At 28.4% G+C, this 24,481-nt stretch carries 23 protein-coding genes and 1 tRNA gene; 23 read left to right on the forward strand and 1 reads right to left on the reverse strand.

The features are described from left to right. Nucleotides 1-27 precede the first annotated feature (27 nt). The 11 genes from IC173_RS00300 to IC173_RS00350 all read left to right on the forward strand — a co-directional run bounded on the left by IC173_RS00300 (nt 28) and on the right by IC173_RS00350 (nt 11,050). Nucleotides 28-711 carry a hypothetical protein gene (locus IC173_RS00300; RefSeq protein WP_227855003.1) on the forward strand — a complete coding sequence of 228 codons (684 nt, stop codon included), beginning with the start codon at nt 28-30 and terminating at the stop codon, nt 709-711. Nucleotides 712-900: 189 nt separating this feature from the next. Further along, a complete protein-coding gene (locus IC173_RS00305) occupies nt 901-3,273 on the forward strand; it encodes a formate C-acetyltransferase/glycerol dehydratase family glycyl radical enzyme (protein WP_227831254.1) in 2,373 nt (790 codons plus the stop codon). A 14-nt stretch (nt 3,274-3,287) separates the two neighbouring features. Continuing rightward, nucleotides 3,288-4,190, forward strand: a complete 903-nt coding sequence (locus IC173_RS00310; protein WP_227434052.1) for a glycyl-radical enzyme activating protein — start codon at nt 3,288-3,290, stop codon at nt 4,188-4,190. Between the two features lie 20 nt (nt 4,191-4,210). Next, complete coding sequence (locus IC173_RS00315) at nt 4,211-4,762, forward strand: helix-turn-helix domain-containing protein (protein WP_227434053.1); 552 nt, start codon at nt 4,211-4,213, stop codon at nt 4,760-4,762. A 163-nt stretch (nt 4,763-4,925) separates the two neighbouring features. Continuing rightward, complete coding sequence (locus tag IC173_RS00320) at nt 4,926-5,798, forward strand: metallophosphoesterase (protein ID WP_227434054.1); 873 nt, start codon at nt 4,926-4,928, stop codon at nt 5,796-5,798. A gap of 163 nt (nt 5,799-5,961) precedes the next feature. Next, nucleotides 5,962-6,942, forward strand: a complete 981-nt coding sequence (locus IC173_RS00325) for an SPASM domain-containing protein (RefSeq protein ID WP_227482177.1) — start codon at nt 5,962-5,964, stop codon at nt 6,940-6,942. A 505-nt stretch (nt 6,943-7,447) separates the two neighbouring features. After that, on the forward strand, nt 7,448-7,669 hold the full coding sequence (locus IC173_RS00330) for a hypothetical protein (RefSeq protein WP_227482178.1): 222 nt from the start codon (nt 7,448-7,450) through the stop codon (nt 7,667-7,669). 504 nt (nt 7,670-8,173) lie between these two features. Continuing rightward, nucleotides 8,174-9,043 (forward strand): nitroreductase family protein, encoded by an 870-nt coding sequence (locus IC173_RS00335; protein WP_227855004.1) that lies wholly within the window; start codon nt 8,174-8,176, stop codon nt 9,041-9,043. A 340-nt stretch (nt 9,044-9,383) separates the two neighbouring features. Continuing rightward, complete coding sequence (locus IC173_RS00340) at nt 9,384-10,256, forward strand: AraC family transcriptional regulator (protein ID WP_227855005.1); 873 nt, start codon at nt 9,384-9,386, stop codon at nt 10,254-10,256. Nucleotides 10,257-10,406: 150 nt separating this feature from the next. Next, a complete protein-coding gene (locus tag IC173_RS00345; RefSeq protein ID WP_227434059.1) occupies nt 10,407-10,604 on the forward strand; it encodes a helix-turn-helix transcriptional regulator in 198 nt (65 codons plus the stop codon). A gap of 2 nt (nt 10,605-10,606) precedes the next feature. Beyond that, nucleotides 10,607-11,050, forward strand: coding sequence for a hypothetical protein (locus tag IC173_RS00350; protein WP_227855006.1), 444 nt, complete (start codon nt 10,607-10,609; stop codon nt 11,048-11,050). 200 nt (nt 11,051-11,250) lie between these two features. Here IC173_RS00350 and IC173_RS00355 read toward each other — a convergent pair. Beyond that, a tRNA-Leu gene (locus IC173_RS00355) sits at nt 11,251-11,333 on the reverse strand. Nucleotides 11,334-11,672: 339 nt separating this feature from the next. On the opposite strand from IC173_RS00355, the gene polA reads away from it, so the two are divergent. The 12 genes from polA (at nt 11,673) to IC173_RS00415 (ending at nt 24,480) form a co-directional block, all read left to right on the forward strand. Then, on the forward strand, nt 11,673-14,321 hold the full coding sequence (gene polA / locus IC173_RS00360) for a DNA polymerase I (protein WP_227482181.1): 2,649 nt from the start codon (nt 11,673-11,675) through the stop codon (nt 14,319-14,321). Nucleotides 14,322-14,329: 8 nt separating this feature from the next. Next, nucleotides 14,330-14,932: a dephospho-CoA kinase gene (gene coaE / locus IC173_RS00365; protein ID WP_227834670.1), complete on the forward strand. Its 603-nt coding sequence runs from the start codon at nt 14,330-14,332 to the stop codon at nt 14,930-14,932. Beyond that, nucleotides 14,925-15,479, forward strand: coding sequence for a lytic transglycosylase domain-containing protein (locus IC173_RS00370; RefSeq protein WP_227434063.1), 555 nt, complete (start codon nt 14,925-14,927; stop codon nt 15,477-15,479). Before coaE ends, IC173_RS00370 begins: the two co-directional genes overlap by 8 nt. Continuing rightward, the gene (locus IC173_RS00375; RefSeq protein WP_227855007.1) at nt 15,479-17,197 is read left to right on the forward strand and encodes an ABC transporter substrate-binding protein; all 1,719 of its coding nucleotides are present in this window, start codon (nt 15,479-15,481) and stop codon (nt 17,195-17,197) included. The genes IC173_RS00370 and IC173_RS00375 overlap by 1 nt, the downstream gene beginning before the upstream one ends. 78 nt (nt 17,198-17,275) lie before the next feature. Further along, nucleotides 17,276-17,488 (forward strand): heavy-metal-associated domain-containing protein, encoded by a 213-nt coding sequence (locus tag IC173_RS00380; RefSeq protein WP_227434065.1) that lies wholly within the window; start codon nt 17,276-17,278, stop codon nt 17,486-17,488. A gap of 200 nt (nt 17,489-17,688) precedes the next feature. Next, entirely contained in the window at nt 17,689-18,288 is a 600-nt protein-coding gene (locus tag IC173_RS00385; protein ID WP_227434066.1) for a hypothetical protein, read from the forward strand. 232 nt (nt 18,289-18,520) lie between these two features. Beyond that, a complete protein-coding gene (locus tag IC173_RS00390) occupies nt 18,521-18,892 on the forward strand; it encodes a VOC family protein (protein WP_227434067.1) in 372 nt (123 codons plus the stop codon). A gap of 131 nt (nt 18,893-19,023) precedes the next feature. Beyond that, nucleotides 19,024-20,304 (forward strand): C40 family peptidase, encoded by a 1,281-nt coding sequence (locus IC173_RS00395; protein WP_227482182.1) that lies wholly within the window; start codon nt 19,024-19,026, stop codon nt 20,302-20,304. 109 nt (nt 20,305-20,413) lie between these two features. Then, nucleotides 20,414-21,358 (forward strand): hypothetical protein, encoded by a 945-nt coding sequence (locus tag IC173_RS00400; protein WP_227434069.1) that lies wholly within the window; start codon nt 20,414-20,416, stop codon nt 21,356-21,358. 215 nt (nt 21,359-21,573) lie between these two features. Further along, nucleotides 21,574-22,911: an electron transport complex subunit RsxC gene (gene rsxC / locus IC173_RS00405; RefSeq protein WP_227434070.1), complete on the forward strand. Its 1,338-nt coding sequence runs from the start codon at nt 21,574-21,576 to the stop codon at nt 22,909-22,911. 22 nt (nt 22,912-22,933) lie between these two features. Next, the gene (locus tag IC173_RS00410; protein ID WP_227434071.1) at nt 22,934-23,911 is read left to right on the forward strand and encodes an RnfABCDGE type electron transport complex subunit D; all 978 of its coding nucleotides are present in this window, start codon (nt 22,934-22,936) and stop codon (nt 23,909-23,911) included. After that, complete coding sequence (locus tag IC173_RS00415; protein WP_227434072.1) at nt 23,911-24,480, forward strand: RnfABCDGE type electron transport complex subunit G; 570 nt, start codon at nt 23,911-23,913, stop codon at nt 24,478-24,480. The genes IC173_RS00410 and IC173_RS00415 overlap by 1 nt, the downstream gene beginning before the upstream one ends. Nucleotide 24,481 lies beyond the last annotated feature (1 nt).

Here is a 24,481-nt window from a genome sequence, read left to right on the forward strand (position 1 = left end):
GTAGAAATACAATGGAGGAAAATATATATGAAGGCGAAAAAATATATTTTAGCTATGATAGTAATTTTAAGTATAAGTTCAAGCTTAATGGTAGGATGCACAACAACTGTATCCAATGAAGATTTAAATAACTCAGAGCAAGCTAGTGAAAATTCATCAAACAACTCAATTGAAGCTAAAAAAAATGACTCTATTAAACTGTTTGAGGATTACTCAAAAAAAGCTGGGACTGTAGAAGGATTGGAAGAAGTTAAAAAAGATTTATCTCAAAAATTTTCAAAGGCTATAACGGATAGTGGTTATAAGGTAGTTAATTCAAATTCAGATGGAAGTTTTGTAGTTTCTATAAATGGATTTGAAAAGCCACCTGAAAAAGATATTAGAAGTTTATTTTACTCTATGTCTGAAGATAACAAAAAAGGAAAATCAGTAGTAGATATTCTCTGTGCTAAAGAATATCCTGAGAATAAAAAGTTAGCTGAAAGTGATAAATATATTAAATTTATGTACAACATATTTAAGTCATTAACTAATACTGATTTAACTGAGAAAGATTTTTCAAATAAAGTTATAAAAATATTTAATGAAGGTGTAGGCTCTGTAGAACTTCCCTATATGAATGATATACATGTTGAAGTTAACAAAGTTAAAAAATCTACTAAAGTACTAAAATTGAGTTTAGAATATGAATTTGATATTTCAAGTCATTGATGTAATAAATAAATTATGACAGGTTAGAAATAAATTATAAAATAAAATTCATATTTATCTTTAGTAATGTTTTTTATTCAAAAATATATTATTTGTGGTTGCCATTTTATGTTAAAGGACAGTATAATATAATTAAAGTATGTTATAACATACAAAAGTTAATATATATTATCCAAAGGGGGATTTTAAATGAGTCAAACTGATAGAATAGAAGCATTTAGACAAGAATACGTTAATTCTAAACCTATGATATGTTGTGAAAGGGCTAGAATTTTTACAGAATCACATAAAAAGACTGAGGGAGAAGCCATATGTATAAGAAGAGCGAAAGCCTTTTTAGATGCATGCAAAGAACTTCCTATAAAAATATTTGAGAATGAATTAATTGTAGGTACAGCTGGTAAATTTAGAAGAACAGGTATATTAACACCAGAATTTTCTTGGCAATGGGTAGATAAGGAAATGGATACTTTTGATGAAAGAACTCAAGACCCATATGTCATATCAAAAGAGCAAATAGAATTTATAAGAAAAGAGATATTTCCATATTGGAAGGGTAAATCTTTGGAAGAAGTTTTTTTAGCAAGAATTCCAGAAGATACAGCTAAGATATTGGTAGATACAGGAATAATAGATAATGATTCTAAGTGGAGACAGGCAGTAGGGGAAGTAACTCCAGATTATCAAGATATACTATTTGTAAAAGGATATAAGGGGATAAAGAAAGAAGCAGATAAGAAGATAAAAGAATTAGATATATCAATTTCAGAAAATATTGAAAAAATAGATTTCTATAAGTCTGTTTCTATTGTTGCAGATGGTATCATGACATTGGCAAATAGATATTCAAAACTTGCAAAAGAAATGAGTGAATCAGAGAAAGATTCAAAAAGAAAGTTAGAACTTATAAAAATATCAGAAGTATGTGAGAATGTACCAGCAAATCCTCCAACTAGTTTTTATGAAGCGATACAATTTGTATGGTTTGTGCAATTAGGTGGTGTTTTATCTGAAAATCCATTAGCATTGAACTTAGGTAGATTTGACCAATATATGTATCCATATTATGAAAAAGATACTAAAAAAGGAAATATAACTAAATCAGAGGCTCAAGAGTTGATAGAGGCTCTATGGATTAAGCTATCAGAGTGGGTATGGACAATATCAGCAAATACAGCAAATTATTTTGCAGGATACAACCAATTTCAAAACCTTACTGTTGGTGGCAAAAAGAGAAATGGAACTGATGGAACGAATGATATTTCATATATGTGTTTAAAGGCAACAGAAAGTGTAAAAACTCATCAACCAGGTTTAAGTGTTAGAATAAGTCAGGGAGCACCAGATGATTTTGTTATGGCAGTTGCGAAATTAGTAAAACAAGGTACTGGTTTTCCTGCTATACACAGTGATAGTGCAGGGGCACAAATGTTACTTCAAGATGGATATGATGCAGAAGATGCAAGAGATTGGAGCAATTGTGGTTGTGTAGTTCCTCACTTTAGAAAGACAGGTCAATGGACTTCAGCAGTAAATATTAATTTTGCAGCAGCACTAGAATATGCTATGAATGAAGGGAAGAGTAGATTAACTGGAGAAAAAATGGGGTTAGATGTAAAAAATATCAATGAATTTGCATCTTTTGAAGAAGTTAAAGAAGAGTTTTTAAAGCAACTAGCATATCTTATCAAGAATTCTGTTATAGGAACTACTGTTGCTCAACAAATTCATAAAGAAATAGTACCAAGACCATTTTTATCTACCTGTGTAGATGGTTGTTTGGATAAAGGTATTGATTTAAGTAAAGGTGGGGCAAAATACAATATAGGACCTGTTTTAACAGGCATAGGTCTAGGTGTAGTTTCAAACTCATTGGCAGCTATAAAAAAATTAGTATTTGAAGATAAGGTGACTACATTAGAAGAGTTAACAAAAGCATTAAATAATGACTGGGAAGGCTATGAAGAATTAAGAAAACTTGCCTTAGATGTTCCTAAATATGGAAATGACAATGATTATGTAGATTCATTGGCTATTGAAGTTTCTGATTTTTATTACAGTGAAACTAGAAAATATAAGGATATTTTTGGTTCTAAATTTAATAGTGCATTTATGGGTATATCAAACTATGTTCCAACTGGAAAAATAGTAGGTGCAACTCCATGTGGAAGAAAAGCTACAAAACCTTTGACAGAAGGAGTTTCTCCATTTGTTGGAACTGATACAACAAGTCCATTGGCAGCTATGAAATCTGCATCAAAAATAAATCATGATGTTCACACTGGAGGAACACTTCTAAATTTGAGATTTAATCAAGATTTGGTTGAAACAGAAAGAGGGCTTAGAAATCTAACTTCTATGGTAAAATCATATTTTGCACTAGGTGGATTCCACGTACAATTTAATACAATATCAAATGATGTCTTATTAAAAGCTCAAGAAAATCCAGAAGAATATAAAGATTTATTAGTTAGAGTTGCTGGATATAGTACTCAATTTGTTAATTTATCAAGAGAGATGCAAGATGCTATAATAGCCAGAAACTCACACAGTAAATTTTAATTATGAGGTAGATTATGAGTAAAAAAGGTAAAGTTGTAAAGGTACAACATTTTTCAGTAAATGATGGTGATGGAATAAGGACTACTATATTTTTAGAAGGATGCAAATTAAAATGTAAGTGGTGTTCTAATCCAGATTCATGGAGCAATATAGTAAAGCTAGGAGTCATGAAGGATAAGTGTATATCTTGTAATAGGTGTACAGATGTTTGTCCTCAAAATATAAGTTCATTATTTGACAGAAGTCAAATAAATGATAAGTGTGATTTGTGTGGAAAATGTGTTAAAACATGTCTTAATGATGCTATCTGTATAATGACTGAAGAAATGACTGTTGAAGAGATTGTAAAGGAAGTTGAAAAAGATTTTATATTTTTCTTTGAGTCTAACGGAGGAGTAACTTTTTCTGGAGGAGAACCCACACTTCAAATTGAATTTTTAAGAGAATTAGTTGATGCTTTTTATAATAAAGGTATAAACATAGCAATTGAGACTTGTGGATATTTTGAGTGGGATAAAGTGAAGGATGTCTTTGAAAAAATAGACCATATATTTGTAGATATAAAATCTATGGATGATAATGTTCACAGAGCATATACAGGAGTAAGTAACGAGATAATATTAGAAAATATATGTAGACTTTCAAAATTAAACAAATCTATGGTTATAAGAGTACCAATTATTTCTGGAGTGAATGATAGTGAAGAAAATATAAGAAACACTGCATTATTTGTAAAGCAAAATGTTTTAGGTGGAAAGATGGAATTACTTCCATATCATAAATTTGGACTTGATAAATATAAAGCATTAGGGCTTGAAGATTATATGTATGAATTTGATGAAATTTGCAATAGCCATATGTTAAAATTAAAAGAGATAGTAGAGCTTACAGGAGTAAAAATCATAGAATACAAATAGGCTATCAGGAGGATTTTAACATGGATAATAAATTTCCTAATGTAGGAGAAAACTTAAGGTTATTAAGACAAGATATGGGTATAAGTTTAGATAAAGCTTCAAAGATGACAGGAGTTAGTAAAGCAATGCTGGGGCAGATTGAAAGAGGTGAATCTAGCCCCACTGTATCTACCTTATGGAAAATTTCATCTGGATTCAAAATAAACTTTACGACACTATTAAATGAAAATACAAACACTTATGAGGTTATAAAAAAAGAGGATGTAGAACCTATTATTGAACAACAAGGCAATATGAAGTTGTATCCTATATATCCTTTTAGCCCTCAAAGGAGGTTTGAACTTTTTATAATTGAGCTTGAAGCAAATTGTACTCATGTTTCATCTACACATAGTCATGTTCTGGAAGAGTATGTACTTGTAATAGAAGGTAAACTTGAACTTAATGTAGATGGAAAAACTTATATTTTAGAGTCTGGACATTCAATTAGATTTGATGGAACACTAGAACATTTATATAAAAATTTAAATAACGGAAGAACTGTATTTCATAATATAGAAGTTTATAGATAATTTTATAGTTATCTATTTTGGGAATAAATATTTATTACCAAAATGGATAACTTATTTTTATAATGTCGAAAAGATTTGTATGCATGTACTAACATTATTGTTTTAAAATAAACATAAAAGCATTATAATAATATTAATAAAATATAATAAAAAGGAAGAATATATGATTATGAAAGTTATATTGACAGTATTAGTATTAGCAATCTTATATATTCTGTATAAGTATGAGACTCAACATATAGAAACAACAGAATATACCATATTTAATGAAAAAATTCCAAAAGAATTTAATGATTTTAAAATAGTTCAAGTAAGTGATTTACATAATAAGGTATTTGATAAAAACAATAATAAAACATTGATAGATAAAATTGAATCCTTAAATCCAGATGTTATATTTATAACAGGAGACTTAGTTGATGGAGAAAATAAAAATTTTCAAATTGCATTAGATTTAATTGATAATTTAGTAAAAAAATATGAAGTGTACCATATAATTGGAAATCATGAACAAAAATCTTTAATAAAAAAATACAAACATCTATATAGGGATTATTTTAAGGAATTGTATTCAAAAAAAATAATAAATATGGAAAATGAATCTGTAAGAATATATAAAGGAGATAGTTATATTAATCTATATGGTTTAATCATACCATTGGAATGCTATCCATATTTTTTTGCTAATAATAAAAAGTTAGAATTGCGTGACAGTTTTGTACAAGATAAGTTAGGTAAAATAAACGAAAATGAGTATAATATACTTTTAGCTCATACACCATTTTTCTTTGAAAAATATGTAAAATGGGGAGCTGATTTAGTTCTGGCTGGTCATGTTCATGGTGGTATAATAAGAATACCTTTTATTGGAGGTGTACTATCTCCAAATAGAGAGTTTTTTCCTAAGTATGATTGGGGAAAATATGAAAAAGGTAGTAGCACTATGGTTTTAAATAAAGGCTTAGGAGGTTCAAAAGTTCTCATTAGACTTAATTGTAAACCAGAAGTAGTAAGAATTACATTAAAGTCTAATTAATAAGGTTTTTTGTGTATATAAACATCAATGACATATATATAAAATTGGTGTAAAACCCTATTAAATAGATACAATTATTAATTTTTAATAATTATTTAATTAATGTAAATAAATTGTTATTTTTAGCATGTAATATTTAAAATATAGGGGGTAGTTAAAAATCATGGGTGATATAATTAGATTTTATGAATCTGTAAAAAACAAATATCCGAAATTAAAAGATGGAACTAGAGTTCATATGTGGCCAAAAGAAAATATCATAATTGGACCTATTTATGATGAGGCAAATGGATATGAAAAAAGTATAGGAAGTGTGGATAGTTTAAGTTGGAAGCAAGTTGTTGTACTAGCAGAATGTGATGGGAAAAATACTACTAAAGATATATTAGATATATTATCCAACAGATATAGAAATATCCCTGACATGAGAGATAAGGTTATGGAATTTTTTATGTTTTATGATAATGAATATTTAACCTTTGAAGATGAGGAACAAACATTATCAAGTGTTTTTGAGATAACAGGAAATAAAGTATATCTTACACCTTTATACTTTACAATAGAGATAGATGGTAATGACAATAGGGTTCAATATTTTTCTGAAGTTATAAGTTTATTAAAGTGTATGTATGAAAAAGGGTGTAGGTTTATAGAAGTTATTGGTGAAGGTATTCTAAAAAACAAAGATATGAAAGAAGTATTTCAATATATGTTAGACCATTTTGATTTAATTATAGTAACTAAAGATAGTTTTACTATTGAAAGAAGTTTGATAAGAGAATTAGATGATTATCGTCATAAAGTAATATGGAATGTATATTCAGAGAATGATAACATACATGTTAAATTAAAAGAAGATATAAAAATAACTAGTTTGATAAAAAGAGGGCATACAGTAGTAAGGGGAGCTAGAGGAAGAGCAATAAAAATAGAAGATATGAGGTTTAAAGATATAAGAGAAAGATTTTCAAAATATGGTGCAGAATGGAGCCATGTATATATTTCTTCTGATGGCAGTGTAAAATCTTATTCCATTCAAAAAGAAAAAAGAGTCTATTTAGGCAATATATTTGACAATTCAGTTGAAGAAATTTTATTAGAAATGCAAAATAAGATTGATAATCAAGAGATTGTATATCAATAATTATCAAAATTAAGTTTTAGGAATAATTTATGATTGATTGTTTAGTTTTGTGTTAATAATCGTTAATGAGGTGATGTAACTTGTTAAGATTATTGAACAAATTTTTTTATAATGTTTTACTTAAATGTTGGATTTTTATGATGTTATGGATTTTTAGAGAACTTTTTACAGATACAAAATTAGTCAAAAAATTTAAACTTCATAAAATATTTATGTAAAAATCATATAAAATTCATATAACAGATGTATTATATAGAGTATAGAAAGACTAGCTTAAAAACCATAATATAATACCCTATTGTAATGATAACCCTCCCTCACATCCTCAAATAGAGTTATCATTACAAGAATTAATCCATAAATTTAAAATTTATGGTTTTTTTTTATTTAATTTGTTTTATTATCTAGGAATATGATTTATTATAGAATATATAATAAGTAATATAAAATACATTTGATTAAGTTTTTGACATGTTTTTAACTATACTAATAAGGAGGAGTATTTATGAATGTAAATAATCGCAAGTGCCCAGAGTGTGGTGAACATAGTAAAAAATTTGAAGTAATAGAAGAGTGTGAGGAGTGTGTGACATTTGAATGTTACACTTGTGGAACTATATCTATATTAAAGTATTGCGACAACTGTAAAGAATTTGTATTTGTAAATATTCCAAATAATGTAGAGACCTATGAGTATTGTTGCAGTAGATGTAATAATAAGATTTAATATAATTAAAATATATAATTTTATATGTTGTTTATACAAATATCATATAAAATTCATATATGTAATGTATTATAGAAATATAGAAAGAACTAGCTTAAAACATAATATAATTACCCTAAATTTATAATGGCAACTCTCCCTCACATCCTCAAATATAGTTGTCATTATAAAATACTTTGGCTGTTTCAAAAATGTAAAATCATTTTAGAAGCAGTCTATTTTTTTATAAAAAATAAAGAAGGCAACGGGAAGCCTTCTTTCGTGTAAAAAAAGTTTAATTTTTTGTTAAGATTTGTTTGTTTATTTTATATTATCTTTATAATATGTTTTTATTTGAAGGTTGGCAATGGATTTTGCACAACTGGTCATTATGAATGTAAAAGTGGAATATTATTAATAAATAATAATTACAAAATTGTAATTATTATTTATTAAGCAAATGCGTAAAATATCACATTAATGGGTATATAATTAATAATATACTAGTTTGGGGAGGATAAAATTATGAATTATAAAACAATCATATTAAATAGAAAGTCTGTTAGAGAATATAAAAAGACAGATATTAAAAAAGAGTATCTTAGTGATATTAAGAAATACTCAGAATCTTGTAAGAAACTAGTTCCAGAGATAGACGTTGATATAAGAGTAATGAATAGAAGTGAAGTTTTTGACAATTTAGATAAAATAGCAGGATATAAAGGAAACATGATAGATGCTCCAAGTTATATTATAATATTATCTGAAGTAAAAGATAATTACATCGAAAATTCAGGATACATAGGAGAAAATATAATTTTTAAGGTAACAGACCTTGGAATAGGTTCTTGTTGGGTTACTTTTGAGGATAGTAAAAAGGTATTAGATAAACTTGGAATTGACTCAGACAAAGAGGTAACAGGAATTATTGCCATTGGATATGGAGAAAATGCAAGCAATACTAAAGTACTAAATGCTACAAAGACTGGTGATAATTATTCAAAATCTGATATGCAAGTTGTTTCAGACAATAGTTCTTCTCGTTTAGGTGTAGAAGAAGTAGTTTATATGGATGAGTGGGGAAATAATGCAAATACAAATATATTAGAAGAGAGAGCGCTTCTTGATGCATTCCATTATGCAAGATTAGCTCCATCTACATTAAATAGACAACCATGGAGATTTATAGTTGATGGAGGAGTTGTAGTTTTAGCAGTTAGAAAAGATGGTCATACTAATTTGTATGAAGAAAAAATAGATGTTGGTATAGTTATGCTTTATTTTGCAACAATAATAAGTGCAACTATGTTTGAGTTAAAATGGAATTTAGGTACTCCAGACAAAGATTATAAAATACCAGAAGACTATAAAATAGTTGGATATTGTAATATATAAAACAGTTTAATATTTAATTTAGTTTTACTTAAATTAATTTCTATAAAGAGTTCAATACATTATATGGAATAATGTCATTGAACTCTTTTGTTGTATAGTTGTATAATCTAATTTCAGCATTATTAGTTGATAAATTTTATGTAAAAGAGGATTATTAATGTAAATTATTGGACTTGATATAAAGCCAATATAAAATTGATAGCTAAATGAGTAAATGTTATACTTTAAACTGAATCTGTATCTATTGTTGAAATAGTATTTTAAATCTTACAATTTTGTGCATAGATTGAGAGGTATATTATTTTATTAAACTGTATAATTTGCTTGGAGGGAATGTTAAATGGAATGGATAAATAAATTAAATCAAGCTATTACTTATATTGAAGACAATCTTGAAAGTGGAGTGGATTATGCAGAAGCAGCAAAAATTGCATGTTGTTCAACCTTCCATTTTCAAAGAATGTTCTCATATATTGCAGAAGTACCTTTGTCTGAATATATTAGACGTAGACGTATGACTAAGGCAGCATTTGAACTACAAAATAGTAATATTAAAATTTTAGAGCTGTCTGAGAAATATGGTTATGATTCACCCACATCTTTTAATAGGGCTTTTCAAAACATACATAGTATTTCTCCGTCTGCTGCTAGAGCAAAAGGTGTTGTTTTAAAAGCATATCCTAGGATAACCTTAACTATTTATGTAAAGGGAAATGTAGAAATGCAATATCGTATTGTGGAAAAAAAGGGATTTCGTATTGTTGGTATAAAAGAAAGTATGAATATGATTGTAGAAGAGTGTTTTGATAAAGTTCCTAAATTGTGGGATAAATCCATAAAAAATGGAACAATTGATAAGATTTCAGAGTTAATAAATAACGAACCTCATGGGTTGCTTGGAGTTAGTGTATGTACAGATAATAAAGGCTTAGATTATTACATTGCTGTCTCAACGGATAATCCTATAGTAGAAAATACTTATGAATACTTTATACCATCAGGTACATGGGCAGTATTTGAATGTATTTCCCCAATGCCAAATGCTATTGCTATACAGGAATTGCAAAAAAGAATTATTACTGAATGGTTACCAAGTTCTGGGTATGAGTATGCTAGTTTACCAGATATGGAACTTTATCCTAAAGGTGATATTAATGCTCCTGATTATACAGTAGAAGTTTGGATTCCAATTAAGAAACAAATTCAAAACTAGAGAAATAAGATGAAATTTTGAAATAGCAGACTAAAAATAGTCTGTTATTTTTTGTGAAATATGGAAAGTAAGCTTTACATAAAACATATCTGGGTGTATAATTATGGAAAGCAAGCTTTACATAAAATGAAATGATTTAAGGAGAAAAATGTGAAAAATAGATTAGAAGAAATAAGAAAAAAGAAAGGGATAAAGCAGGAAGAGCTTGCCATTGCCTTACAAGTCTCAAGACAAACGATTGGTTCATTAGAAAATGGCAGATATAATCCATCAATTATTTTAGCATTTAAAATAGCAAGATATTTTGATATGAGTATTGAAGAAATATTTATTTATGAGGAGGAGTAAAAATGAAAAAGAATAGATTATATATGGGTATTGTTTATCTTGTTTTTGGAGTTTTATTTATTTTATTGGCTACATTAACAGAATTTTCATTTGAAGCTTTTATATGGGGGCTTGCTGGAGCATCTTTAGGACCTGGAATATGTATGATATGTCAATATATATATTGGAGTAAGCCTGAAAAGGCTAAAGAGTATGAAAAAAAGCTAGAAAATCAAAAAATAGAGATGAATGATGAGAGAAGAATTATGTTACGCGATAAATCTGGACGTATTACTAACCAAATTATGTCTTATGTTTTAGTGATTATTATATTTATTGTATCTGCATTGAGTGTATTTTCAATAATGGTAATAAGTAAATGGGTTTTAATTGGGCTTGGATTACTTCTTTTATTTCAATTTATTTGTATGGTAGTTGTATATAATAAGTTGGATAAAAAGTTGTAGTGAAAAAATTAAAATCACAATAAAAATATTAAGGTTTTAAGTTTTATATTCTTAAGAGAATTTTAGATGTTATCTTTAATATACAATTATATAAATTTATAAAAAGCCACAGTTGAAAGTAAAAGAAAAAGTGTTAGTGAATATTTAGGGAATGTGACAATAAAAAACTCTTTAGTTTAAACTAAAGAGTTTTAATTTATTGGTGCCGCTGATGGGACTCGAACCCATATGGTTTCCCGTACGATTTTGAGTCGTATGCGTCTGCCAGTTCCGCCACAGCGGCTTATATTTTAAATCCGAACTACTTGTATATCCTACCAGATTTTCCAAGAATATGCAAGAGGAATATTGAATATAAAGCACTCATCAAACTGTCAAAATATCATAAATACTAGCTTTTCCTCATGAAAACTTATGAATCAACACAGTTGATTTTGAGTTAATTGCATCTACCAATTCCACCACTCGGTCATGTCATGTTTATTATTATAGCAAAAAAATATATTGTTTGCAACATATTTAATTTTAATATACTATTATTATTATGGGAATATTAAATAATAGCATATTGGTATATAATATATATGTTACAAAAATAGAGAATCTTTAGGAGTGATATAATTTGGAAAAAAAATTAATTATAATAGATGGAAATTCAATAATAAATAGAGCATTTTACGCTTTGCCAGAAATGAATAATAAAGAAGGCTTAAAAACTAATGCTATATATGGCTTTACGACAATGTTGTTTAAAATAATAGATATATATAAACCAACACATATAAGTGTAGCTTTTGATAGAAAAGCACCTACATTTAGACACTTAGAGTATAAAGATTATAAAGCAGGAAGAAAGGGAATGCCAGATGAATTAGCAGAGCAATTACAGCCACTAAAAGACCTTTTAGATAAATTTAAAATAAATAGATTAGAAATAGATGGTTATGAAGCAGATGATATTATAGGAACTGTTTCTAAAAAAGCAGAGGATAATGGATATAAAGTATACATAGTAACTGGAGACAAAGATGCCATTCAACTTGCTTCAGATAAGACGACTACTCTTATAACAAAAAAAGGTGTAGGAGAAGTTGAAGAATATGACTTTAACTCTGTAATTGAAAAATATGAAATGACTCCAACTCAGTTTATTGACTTAAAAGGACTTATGGGAGATAAATCAGACAACATACCAGGAGTACCTGGAATAGGGGAAAAAACAGGAATAAAACTTATAAAAGAGTTTTCTAGTATAGAGAATTTAATAGAAAATACAGATAAACTTAAAGGAAGCGTAAAAAAGAAGATAGAAGAAAATAAAGAAATAGCTATTCAAAGCAAAAGACTTGCAACAATTATAAGGGATGTACCAATTGAAGTAAATTTGGATAGTATGATTTTTGGCGATTATGATAAAGATGAACTTTTAGATAAGTTTAGATATTTTGGATTTACAAGCCTTTTATCAAGATTAGTTGACTTGGTTGACTCAGATGATACTGAACAAGTAGAAGAAAAAATAGAAATATTAAAATTAAAAGATATAGATAAATTTATAGATGAAGTAAATAAAAAAGGACAAGTTATTTTAAAAACTGTTAGAGGACAAGGTAATATACTTGAAAAAAATATAATATATATCTTTATAAGTGTAGATGGAGAAAAAATATATTATATAGATTCAGATGAAGTAACAAAATTAGATGGTATACTTTCAAATAAAGAAATCAAGAAGTTTGGATATAATTTAAAGGATGATTATATATCTTTAAAGCCATATAATATAAACTTGGAAAATATAAATTTTGATATAACAATAGCGGAGTATTTAATAGATTCTACCTCATCTACATCATATGACTGTAGTGCTATAGCTATGAAATACTTATCAAAAAAAGTTAAATCAAAAGAAGAATTACTAGGTAAAGGTGTTAAATCTAAGAACTACGAAGATTTAGAATTTGAAGATTTGGCAGAGTATATGGGGCAAATAATCTGCACAGTTAAAGAAACAATTCCTATGATGGAAAGAAGTTTAATCGATATGAGTATGGATGGTCTTTTTTACCATGTAGAGATGCCCTTGGTGGAAGTTTTAGGACATATGGAGTATGAAGGTATAAAAGTAGATAAAAGTATACTAGATGACCTAAGTATTGAGTTTAAAGAAATAATTTCTACACTAGAAAAGGAAATTTATGAATTATCAGGAGAGCCATTTAATATAAATTCACCAAAACAATTAGGTGTTATATTGTTTGAAAAATTAGAACTTCCAATAATCAAAAAAACCAAGACTGGATACTCAACTAATGCAGATGTCTTAGAAAAATTAAGGGATAAACATCCAATAATAGACAAAATAACTGAGTATAGACAAATAGTAAAGCTGAATTCTACTTATGTTGAAGGTCTTCTAAACATAATAAATCCAGAAAGTAATAGAATTCATTCATCATTTAATCAAACTATAACAACTACTGGAAGGATTTCATCTACAGAACCAAATCTTCAAAATATACCTATAAAAATGGAAATGGGTAGAAAAATAAGAAAGGTGTTTATTGCAGATGAAAATTGTAAGCTAGTTGATGCCGATTACTCACAAGTAGAACTTAGAGTTCTTGCACATATGAGTCAAGATGAAAATATGATAGAAGCATTTAAACATAATGAAGATATTCATACTAAAACAGCTTCACAAGTTTTTAATGTTTCTATGGAAGATGTAACTAGTGAATTAAGAGGTGCGGCTAAGGCAGTAAACTTTGGTATTATATATGGTAAAAGTGATTTTGGATTGGCTGATGATTTAAATATACCTGTGCCAAAAGCAAAAGAGTATATAGAAAGTTATTTTGCTAAGTATCATAAGATAAAAGAGTTTATGGACACTACAGTAGAAAAGGCCAGTGAAGATGGTTATGCTGTGACTATCTTAAACAGAAGAAGATATATACCAGAAATAAAATCTAGCAATTTTATGGAGAGAAATAGAGGAAAGAGATTTGCAATGAATGCACCAATACAAGGAAGTGCAGCAGATATAATAAAGATTGCTATGATAAATGTTCACAAAAAGTTAGAAGAAAATGATTTGAAATCAAAGCTTATACTACAAGTTCATGATGAATTGATAGTTGAAGCAATTGACGATGAAATAGATATAGTTAAAAAGATTGTAAAAGATGAAATGGAAAATGCTGTAAATATGGATGTTCACTTAGATGTAGATTTAAATGTTGGTAGTTCTTGGTATGAGACAAAGTAGGTGATTTTATGTTGATATTAGGACTTACAGGAGGGATAGGCTGTGGAAAAAGCAGCCTATCGAATATATTTAGAAAATTTAACATTACTATAGTGGATGCAGATATTATATCTAGACAAATCTTTGAGGATGAGTTGTTATTAGAAAAAGTATTTAAACATTTTGGTCGAAATATAAAAAAGGATGATGGAACTTTAGATAGAAAAACTCTTGGGAAAATAGTTTTTAATGATGAAGAAAAACTTAATGAGTTAAATAATCTGACACATCCAATAATAAGAGAAAAAATAATAAGTGATATAGAAGAAGCTAGAAAAAAAGACGAAAAGATAGTAATATTAGATGCAGCAATATTAGTAGAAAGTGGATTTTTGGAAATAGTAGATAAGCTATTAGTGGTTACTTGTAAACAAGAAGTACAAATTAGCCGAATACAAAAGAGAGATAATTGTAGTAAACAAGAAGCACTTAGCAGAATAAATTCACAAATGAGTCAGGAAGAAAAATCCAAATATGGTGATTATATAATAGATAATTCGGGAACAATAACTGAATTAGAGAATAAAGTATACAAATTTATTGAATACATGAAGGAGAATTGGCGTGAATAATAAGAAAGTATTGGTTCTATCTATTTTTATAATCTTATTTGGGGCACTATTAATGGAAAGCAAAATAATACATAAGTTTTTGTATCCTAAAAAATACTCAGAGTATGTAGAAAAATATTCTAAAGAATTTAATTTAGATGAAAATATAGTTTACAGTGTCATAAAAGCAGAAAGTAAGTTTAATAGCTCTGCTGTTTCAAAAAAAGAGGCCAAAGGGTTAATGCAAATATTAGACATAACTAGAGATTGGGGAGCGGAAGAACTGAATCTAGAAAATATTGATATTTTTGACCCAGAAACCAACATAAGAATTGGTTGTTGGTATTTAAATAAATTATATAAAGAATTTGGTTCATTGGATTTAGTAATAGCTGCATATAATGGTGGCTCAGGTAATGTAAAGAAATGGTTAGAAAATAATGAATATAGTAAAGATGGAAAGAATCTACATGATATACCCTTTGAACAAACTTCAAAGTATGTAGAAAAAGTAAAAAATAATTATAAAAATTATAATAAGATATATGGCGAGAAGGGGAAAAACTAATGAAGAAAATAAAAGTCTTAACAGTAATTTTAGCTATAACTCTTATGATAGTTGGTTGTAGTAATACTAAAACAAAAGAAAGTAGCAGTGAATCAGGTATTAAAAGTCAGAGCTCTATAGATGCCAAGTATATAAACTTAACGATGGTGACTCCTAAGACTATAAACCCTATAACAAATACTGATAAGTCTGTTGGCTACATAATGAACTTAATCTATGATGGCTTGTTTACAATAGATGAAAACTATAATGTAACTCCTCAATTAGTGAAGGAGTACAATATAGCTCAAGATGGAATGAGTATAGATATAAAATTAAACGATGCAAAATGGCATGATGGAAAAGAAGTTACTTCAAATGATGTAAATTATACAATTGGTTTAATTCAAAAAAGTGCAGAAAGTCCATATAATGAATTTACAAAAAATATAGCTTCTGTAAATATTAAATCAGATAAAGATTTTACAATAAAATTTAAAGCTAAGTATGCTTTTTCTATTGATAGTTTAATATTTCCAATAGTATCTCAAAATCATTTAGATTCAAAAGATGTAAATGACAAAAATAATAATATGATAGGAAATGGGAAATATAAAATAGAATCATATACAGAAAGAGAAGGAATGATTTTATCTGTGAATAAGGATTACTATGAAGAAGTTCCTAAAGCTATGAAAAATGTAAAAGTAGGAATGGTTCCTAACGAAGGTGCTAGAACATCTATGGTTATGGCTCTTGATAGTGATATAACAAATGTTACGCTGAATGATTTGAGCAAATTTCAAGAAAAAGAGTTTAATATAACAAAATATCAAGGTAGAGATTATGAATGTGTATTATTTAATTACAATAATTCTTTTTTTAAGGATGTCAATTTTAGAAAAGCAATTGCACATTCTATAAATAAAAGTAGAATTATTAGTGAAGGTTATATGGATGATGCAACTCCTGTTAATTTTCCACTTAACTCAAAATCAAAATATTATAGCAGTGATGTGAAAGATTTAGAGTACAATAAAGATAAAGCGATTGAGTATCTTAATAAAGTAGAATATGCAAATATAAATGCAGTGAATCCAAAAAATGATAAGGTAGATAAAAAACAAAAAAAATCAACTAAAAAAAATACAAAGAAACTTACTGCAGAAGAACAAAAAAAGGCTGAACAAGAAGAAGCTGAGAGAGTAAAAAAAGAAGCTGAAGATAAAAAAAATAAAGAAAAAGAGGAAGTAAAGAAAAGACTTTCTGAAATGAATTTAAAAATAATAGTAAATAAAGATAATAGTGAGAGGTTAAAAACATCACATATAATAAGTGAAAACCTAAAAGCTATAGGAATAAACAATACGATAAATCAGTTATCCGACAAAGAAATGGAAAGTGCCCTTAATTCTAAAAATTACGATTTGGCATTGGTAGGATGGAAATTATCTATTGTACCAGATGTAAGTAGTATAATAGCAAGCAGCGGATATACTGATGATAAGTTAAATGGATACATGTCTGCACTGACAAGTTCTGCATCTGAAATTGAAACAAAGAAAGCTTATAAAGATGTACAAAAATATGTTAAGGATAATGCAACATTTATAAGTTTAGCTATTAGAAACAACTATATTGTAAGCAATAGTAGACTAAAAGGAAAGATTACTCCAAATGAATTTGATGTATATGAGGGAATCTCTAACTTAGATATAAGCTCAAATGAATCGAAATAAATTAAATGACTAATTTATATTTAAAAAATTTAAACTGTGTGATAAAATACCCTTATAGGGTATAAGGAGGTAATTGATATGAAAAAGAAACTATTAGTAGAAGGTATGAGTTGTGGACACTGTGTAAATCACCTTAAAACTGCATTAACAGAAGATATAGATGGTGTTGAAGTTTTAGATGTAGATTTGGAAAATAAATGTGCATCTGTAGATATGAAAGATGATGTATCAGTTGATAAGTTAAAAGAAGTAATAGCAGAGTTAGGGTTTGAATTAAAAGGAATTGAATAAAAAATAATAAAATAAAAAAAGACCTCTATTGGGGGAGTAATAGAGGTCTAAAAATGGGGGAGATTGAGTATGTTTGATTTTACATTACTATTATCTCCCCTTTTAAATTAATATATACATAAAAAGTAAAAAATTTCGAGAAAGATTCACATTTCGTAAACTTTTTGAATATACTATAAATAGCTAAGGGAGGGAGTATCATGGAGTCTAGAGGATATAAAGAAGATTTAAAAAAAATGATACTTGATATGGCCCACAAAGAACTTGAGAGTTATGTATCACAAAAAGGAGCAAAAAAATACTTTGAAGGTAATTTGGATAAAGTTATTAATAATAATATAAAAAAATTCAATCAAAGTATTGGTCTTAATAGAGTATATTTAAAAATGTTAAAAAAGTGTGCATATCAAGAAAGTGTAACTTCGATATCAAGAACTATCAAAAAAGAAACATTATTTAAATCAAAAAAAGAGCTATTTGCTTTTTCAGAGTACTTAAAGCTTAATGTTAATAAGCGACTTTCATATAATCAGATTTTAAGAAAAATATCAAGGTATATATACTATAATAGAAATTCATATGCTCAAAAATATGTTACTTTCAAAAGAGGAGATGAAGAATATCTTTTAGAACCTGAGAAAATAAAAGATGAACTGATATCAAGCTATAGGTCAAAAACTAGGGAAGATATGAAATCAATAGCAAAACTTTTAGATATAGAAATAGAGGATGATTATAGTGCTGAAGATATTAGAAAAAAAGTAATAAACTATATTATAAAAGAAAAAATTAAAAATTAAATATAAAAATTAAAAAAATAAGTTCTATTATTTTACACAATCAAGATAACTTGAGTACAATTTTTTCTTGTGTTTAATAGAACTTATTCTTTTTTTGACATATTCTTTTAAATAATTTAATGCTACTTAAGTATTACGTAGTATTATTCAAATTTTTAACTTAATTTGATTTAAATAAAGTTATAATAATGATATAATATAAAAAAAGTAAAAATTGGAGAGTGATTTCAAAATGAAGTTTAGTTTTTGCCATAACAATTTTAATGTTACTAACTTAGAAAAAAGTTTGAATTTTTATGATAAAGCTTTAGGTCTAAAAGAAGTAAAGCGTAAAGAAGCAGAAGATGGAAGTTTTATACTAGTTTATTTAGGAGATGGGATTACTAGCCATACATTAGAGTTAACTTGGCTTAGAGATTGGGATAGACCATATAATTTAGGGGATAATGAGTTCCATTTGGCTTTAGAAGTTGAAGAGTTTGATGAGGCAAAAAAACTTCATAAAGACTTAGATTGTATATGTTTTGAAAATGAAAGTATGGGAATTTATTTTATAGCGGACCCAGATAATTATTGGATTGAAATACTTCCTAAGAATCATTAATTTTAATAATATAATTATAATTTCTTTACAATTAATAATAGAATAAGTTATCATTAAAATATAGTTGTTAAAAATGGATAATAGTGGTACAAATTTATGATTATAAAAATATGTTGGGGGGAGTGATAGTAGTGAAGAAAGCTATAACGGCTTTAGGGATTGGAGCAGTAGCAGTATCTGTTAGTTCCATACATGCAAGTGCTCTTGAAAAGGGAGTTGTGACAGCTAGTGCTTTAAATATAAGAAGCGGGCCAAGTGCTGATTGTGACAAAGTAGCAAAGTTATATAAGGGAAAAACTGTAGAAATTTTAGAAAAATCTAATGGTTGGTATAAAGTAAGAGTGTCAAGTTCTGTTGTTGGCTGGGGAAGTTCAAAATACATATCAACGAGTGGTTCATCTGGAAGTACTTCGAATCAAAATAATTCAACATCAAGTGGAACATCTATTAGTGGGAATGGAAAAGTAAATGTCAGTTCTAGATTAAATATAAGAAGTGGTGCAGGTACAAACTACTCATTAGTTGGTAAAGCAAATAATGGAGATGTAGTAAAGTTATTAGAACAAAGTAATGGATGGTATAAAATAAAGCTATCAAATGGAGTTACTGGATGGGCTAGTAGTCAGTATATCTCAAAAACATCAGAAGATGTTGGAACAAATGATTCTAATTCAAGTAATACTACTAATAATAACAACACTGATAAAAATCAATCTAGTGAAGTATCACTTGAAGGCAAGAAGGGAAAAGTAACATCTACTGTAAGTTTAAATGTAAGAAGTGGTCCTGGGACAAGCTATTCTGTAATCGGAAAATTAAATGGTGGAGATGTTGTTGAGTTAAAAGCTAAAAGTAATGGATGGTATAAAGTAAAATTATCAAATGGGACAACTGGATGGGTAAGTTCTAGTTATATTTCTGAGACTACTGAAGGATTAAAAGAAAACTCTAATTCATCATCTAATAATAATTCCCAATCTAATAGTAATTCAAATTCTTCATCTATTGGAAATTCAGATAAATCGACTGTAAATGGTTCAAAAGTAGTAGATTTTGCATATACACTTATTGGAATACCATATCAATGGGGAGCATCTGGTCCAGATAAGTTTGATTGTTCTGGATTTACACAGTATGTTTTTAAACACTCAGTTGGACTTTCTATACCAAGAGTTTCTAGAGAGCAAGCTCAATTTGGAAGTGCAGTTTCTATGGGTAACTATGCACCAGGAGATTTAGTTTACTTTGATACTGACGGAGATGGAGCAACGAACCATGTAGGTATATATGTAGGCAATAGTAAGTTTATACATTGTAGTGGAACTCAAACTAATCCTAATAAGGTTAAAGTAGACAATTTGACTACTTCATATTGGTCTAAAGCATTGCTTGGAGCAAGACGATTTGCTTAGTAGATATAATTTTTATTAAAAAATTAAAATAAATAAGTTTTCTATTCATAAATTGAGACTCTTAAAAATATACTTTATTAATAATATAATTTTGGGAGGGGACAAACTAATGAATAGAAGAAAGACGATATACAGAGGATTTAATAATAATAGACATAAGATAGATGTGCGTAAGTATATAATAACTATTGCTTGTTTATGTTTGATTGGCTATTATTCTTATACAAAAATAAAAGATAGCAAGATGTTAGAGTATATATCAGCTAAAATACCATTTCTAAATAGTTCATCAGATATAACTTATAAAGATATATCTGATGAACTAAATGCCATAAAAAATGGAAAAAAATCTAAATCACAAACCAATTCAAATAATAATCAAAATAATAATTCAGAAAAAGCAGTAAATAATACCAAGGAACCAGAAGAAGTAAAATTAGCTACTATTGAAGGATGGGATATATATACTATCCAAGTTGCTGCAATAGATAATGATGACGATTTGAAAAAAATACAAACATCATTAGTTAGTAGTGATATACCTTTTTCAGTTATGGAGAAGGATGGAGTAAAAAAAATACAAACATACTCTTCTTTTGATGAAAATGAAGTTAGAAAACATATGAGTTCTATAAGAAAAGTATTTCCAGATGCGTTTTTATCTCATTTAGATGCACCTATGCTATCTTTAGAATATACAAGTAATTATGCTTATATAGATAGTATATCCAAAGAATTAAATAAATTAATAACAAACTTTAAAGAAGAATCAAGTTTTTGGTCGAATGATGAAAATAATGTGGATATGGAAAAATATAATACTATTTTGACAAATAGAAAGGCAATATCACAAAATATATCAAAAGAAGCTGAAAAAATTGATTATTCTGAAATGAGTTTATTTAAAGATAATTTGATTGACTATGTAAAGAACATAAACGAAAAAATTGATACTGCCTCAAAAGCAGCAAATGAAGAAAAATATAGTGTAAGTAAAAGTCTACTTTTATCATCTATGCAAGAGTATTCTTTGTTCATAAATTCCATAAAATAAAATACAGAAAATTTAGACTTTAGAAAGCTATAGGAAAAGGATTGTTTAATAAGACAATCCTTTTCCTCGTTTTAACTTAATAAAGAGGCGTTGATTTATAAAATAAATTATAAAAATAGGGATATTTTTTTAACAATTGTTAAGATTTTTTAATATATATAGTATACTTATAGAAGGCAGAAAAAATGTTTTTTTATAGATAAGGGGGTAAAACAATGAAACTCTTAACTTTTAAGGGAGGGATACATCCTCCATATAGAAAAGAGTACTCTAACACAAAGGCACTTGAAAAAGCTCAAGCTCCAAAGATAGTTTACATTCCTCTTCAACAACATATAGGGGCACCAGCTAAACCTATTGTTGAAGTTGGTGATGAAGTAAAGTTTGGGCAAAAAATAGGTGAACAGCAAGGTTTCGTTTCATGTAACGTTCATTCTTCAGTATCAGGTAAAGTTATTGCTATTGAACAACATGAAGTACCAGGTGGTTCAGCTCAATGTGTAGTTATCGAAAATGACTTTAAGGAAGAATTACATGAAAGTGTTCAACCAAAAGGTCAGTTAGAGGATTTGAGCAAAGAAGATATAGTAGGTATCATAAAAGAGGCAGGAATAGTAGGTATGGGTGGAGCTACATTCCCTAACCATGTAAAAGTATCTCCTCCACCAGACAGTAAAGCAGAAGTAGTTATATTAAATGGGGCAGAATGTGAACCATATTTAACTGCAGACCACAGATTAATGGTGGAAAATCCAGAAGATGTTGTATTTGGTTTAAGAGCATTAATGAAAGTATTAGATGTTAAAAAAGGATTTATAGGAATTGAAACAAATAAACCAGATGCTATAGAAGCCATTCAAAATGTAGCTAAAGATTATAGTGAAATCGAAGTTGTTGGCCTTCAAGTGAAATATCCACAAGGAGCAGAAAAACAACTTATTTATGCGTGTACAGGTAAGGAAGTTCCATCAGGCGGATTGCCAATAGCAGCAGGTGCAGTTGTTGACAACGTTGCCACAGCAGCTCAAATAGCTAAATCTATTAAAACAGGTATGCCTTTGGTAGAAAGAATTACTACAATAACAGGTAGCTGTATCAAAGAACCTAAAAACCTAATAACAAAAGTTGGGACATTAGTCTCAGAAATAATAGACCAATGTGGTGGTTTTAAAGAAGATAAAAAAGTTGGTAAAGTGATAATGGGTGGACCTATGATGGGGATAGCTCAATATACTACTGAAATAGCAACTAATAAAGGTTCTTCAGGGATTTTATGTTTAGATGAAGAAGAATCACGTACACCAGATGTTCAAAATTGTTTAAGATGTGGAAGATGTACAGATGTATGTCCATCATTCTTACAACCACTTTTCATAAGTGCATATTCTTTGAAGGAAGATTATGACACAGCTGAATATCATAGAGCTATGGATTGTATAGAATGTGGGTCTTGTTCATTTATTTGTCCAGCAAGAAGACCATTACTTCAATCTATAAGATCAGCAAAAAGAGAAATAGGAGCAAAGAGAAGAAAGCAAGCTGCTCAGAAATAAAGAAAGTTAAGGGGGAAAAACGATGGAAAATAAGTTGATAGTATCATCTTCTCCTCATGTGAGAAGTAATGAAGATACTTCATATATAATGAAACAAGTTATTATAGCACTCCTTCCAGCAGCAGTAGCAGGAGTATACTTCTTTAGACTTAATGCATTGAGTGCTATGTTTTTTTGTATACTTGGTACAGTAGGTACTGAATTTTTATATCAAAAACTTATGAAGCATAAAAGTACTATAGGAGATTTTTCAGCTGTTGTAACAGGATTATTATTAGCATTTAACGTACCAGCATCACTTCCTTGGTGGATGTGTCTAGTAGGAGGAATATTTGCAATATTAGTAGTTAAAATGGTATTTGGTGGAATTGGATGTAACTTTGTCAATCCAGCACTTGCTGCAAGAGCATTTTTATTAGCATCATTTCCAGTAGCAATGACTGCTTGGACTCAACCAGGTGTTAACTGGATAGGTAAAAATTTAGATGCAGTTACTACTGCAACACCATTAAGCTTTTTGAAAAATGGAGCAGCAGGATTAGCAGACCTTTCTAGCAATGGAATTAGTCTCGCTGATATGATGATTGGTAATATTGGTGGATGTATAGGTGAGACATCAGCAATATTATTATTATTAGGTGGAGTATACCTAATGTATAAAGGCATAATAAATTATGTTATCCCAGTATTTTACATAGCAACTGTATTTATATTAACATTCCTTTTAGGTGGATTTAATATAAATTTTGCAATATATCAACTGTTTGCTGGAGGACTTATGTTAGGTGGATTCTTCATGCTTACGGATTATACAACTTCGCCTATGACTAAGAAAGGTCAAATAATATACGCTGTATTAGCTGGTCTTATAACAACTGTTATAAGAATGTATGGTGGATATCCAGAAGGTGTATCTTACTCAATACTACTAGTAAACTGTCTTGCACCACTTATAGATAAGTTTGTTAGAAACAGAGTGTTTGGGGAGGTGGCTAAATAATGAATAGTATGGTAAGACTAGGTGGAACTTTACTTGCTATAAGTGCAATAGCCTCATTAGCACTTGGAGCTACAAATCAAGTTACAGCTCCAGTAATAGAACAAAGAAATATACAAGCAAACAATGAACTTAGAAAAGCAGTACTTCCAGAAGCAAAAGAATTTAAAGAAATGAAGGAAAGTACTTATAAAGACCTTGGAGATGGTCTTATAGCTGAAGTATATGAAGGGCTAGATGGTTCTGAGGTAGTAGGATATACTTTAAAAGCTAAACCAAGTGGCTATGGTGGAGAAATTGAAGTTATGGTAGGTATATCAGCTGATGGCCAAGTTACAGGTGTTGATATTGGTAATATGTCAGAGACAGCAGGACTTGGAGCAAAAGCTAAAGATGATGCATTTAAAGGTCAATACAAAGGAAAAACTGCTGAACCTCTTGAAGTAGCAAAAGGAAGCACAACAGCAGAAAATCAAATATTAGCAATATCAGGTGCAACTATTACATCTACAGCAGTTACTACAGGAGTAAATGCTGCAATAGATGTCTTCAATAGTGCTCTTAATAAATAAG

Source organism: Clostridioides sp. ES-S-0048-02 (assembly GCF_020658495.1).
Classification (GTDB): domain Bacteria; phylum Bacillota; class Clostridia; order Peptostreptococcales; family Peptostreptococcaceae; genus Clostridioides.

Coding starts and splice junctions, on each gene's coding strand:
- IC173_RS00300 (WP_227855003.1), top strand. CDS start 28: ATGAAGGCGAAAAAATATATTTTAGCTATGATAGTAATTTTAAGTATA.
- IC173_RS00305 (WP_227831254.1), top strand. CDS start 901: ATGAGTCAAACTGATAGAATAGAAGCATTTAGACAAGAATACGTTAAT.
- IC173_RS00310 (WP_227434052.1), top strand. CDS start 3,288: ATGAGTAAAAAAGGTAAAGTTGTAAAGGTACAACATTTTTCAGTAAAT.
- IC173_RS00315 (WP_227434053.1), top strand. CDS start 4,211: ATGGATAATAAATTTCCTAATGTAGGAGAAAACTTAAGGTTATTAAGA.
- IC173_RS00320 (WP_227434054.1), top strand. CDS start 4,926: ATGATTATGAAAGTTATATTGACAGTATTAGTATTAGCAATCTTATAT.
- IC173_RS00325 (WP_227482177.1), top strand. CDS start 5,962: ATGGGTGATATAATTAGATTTTATGAATCTGTAAAAAACAAATATCCG.
- IC173_RS00330 (WP_227482178.1), top strand. CDS start 7,448: ATGAATGTAAATAATCGCAAGTGCCCAGAGTGTGGTGAACATAGTAAA.
- IC173_RS00335 (WP_227855004.1), top strand. CDS start 8,174: ATGAATTATAAAACAATCATATTAAATAGAAAGTCTGTTAGAGAATAT.
- IC173_RS00340 (WP_227855005.1), top strand. CDS start 9,384: ATGGAATGGATAAATAAATTAAATCAAGCTATTACTTATATTGAAGAC.
- IC173_RS00350 (WP_227855006.1), top strand. CDS start 10,607: ATGAAAAAGAATAGATTATATATGGGTATTGTTTATCTTGTTTTTGGA.
- coaE (WP_227834670.1), top strand. CDS start 14,330: ATGTTGATATTAGGACTTACAGGAGGGATAGGCTGTGGAAAAAGCAGC.
- IC173_RS00375 (WP_227855007.1), top strand. CDS start 15,479: ATGAAGAAAATAAAAGTCTTAACAGTAATTTTAGCTATAACTCTTATG.
- IC173_RS00380 (WP_227434065.1), top strand. CDS start 17,276: ATGAAAAAGAAACTATTAGTAGAAGGTATGAGTTGTGGACACTGTGTA.
- IC173_RS00385 (WP_227434066.1), top strand. CDS start 17,689: ATGGAGTCTAGAGGATATAAAGAAGATTTAAAAAAAATGATACTTGAT.
- IC173_RS00390 (WP_227434067.1), top strand. CDS start 18,521: ATGAAGTTTAGTTTTTGCCATAACAATTTTAATGTTACTAACTTAGAA.
- IC173_RS00400 (WP_227434069.1), top strand. CDS start 20,414: ATGAATAGAAGAAAGACGATATACAGAGGATTTAATAATAATAGACAT.
- rsxC (WP_227434070.1), top strand. CDS start 21,574: ATGAAACTCTTAACTTTTAAGGGAGGGATACATCCTCCATATAGAAAA.
- IC173_RS00410 (WP_227434071.1), top strand. CDS start 22,934: ATGGAAAATAAGTTGATAGTATCATCTTCTCCTCATGTGAGAAGTAAT.
- IC173_RS00415 (WP_227434072.1), top strand. CDS start 23,911: ATGAATAGTATGGTAAGACTAGGTGGAACTTTACTTGCTATAAGTGCA.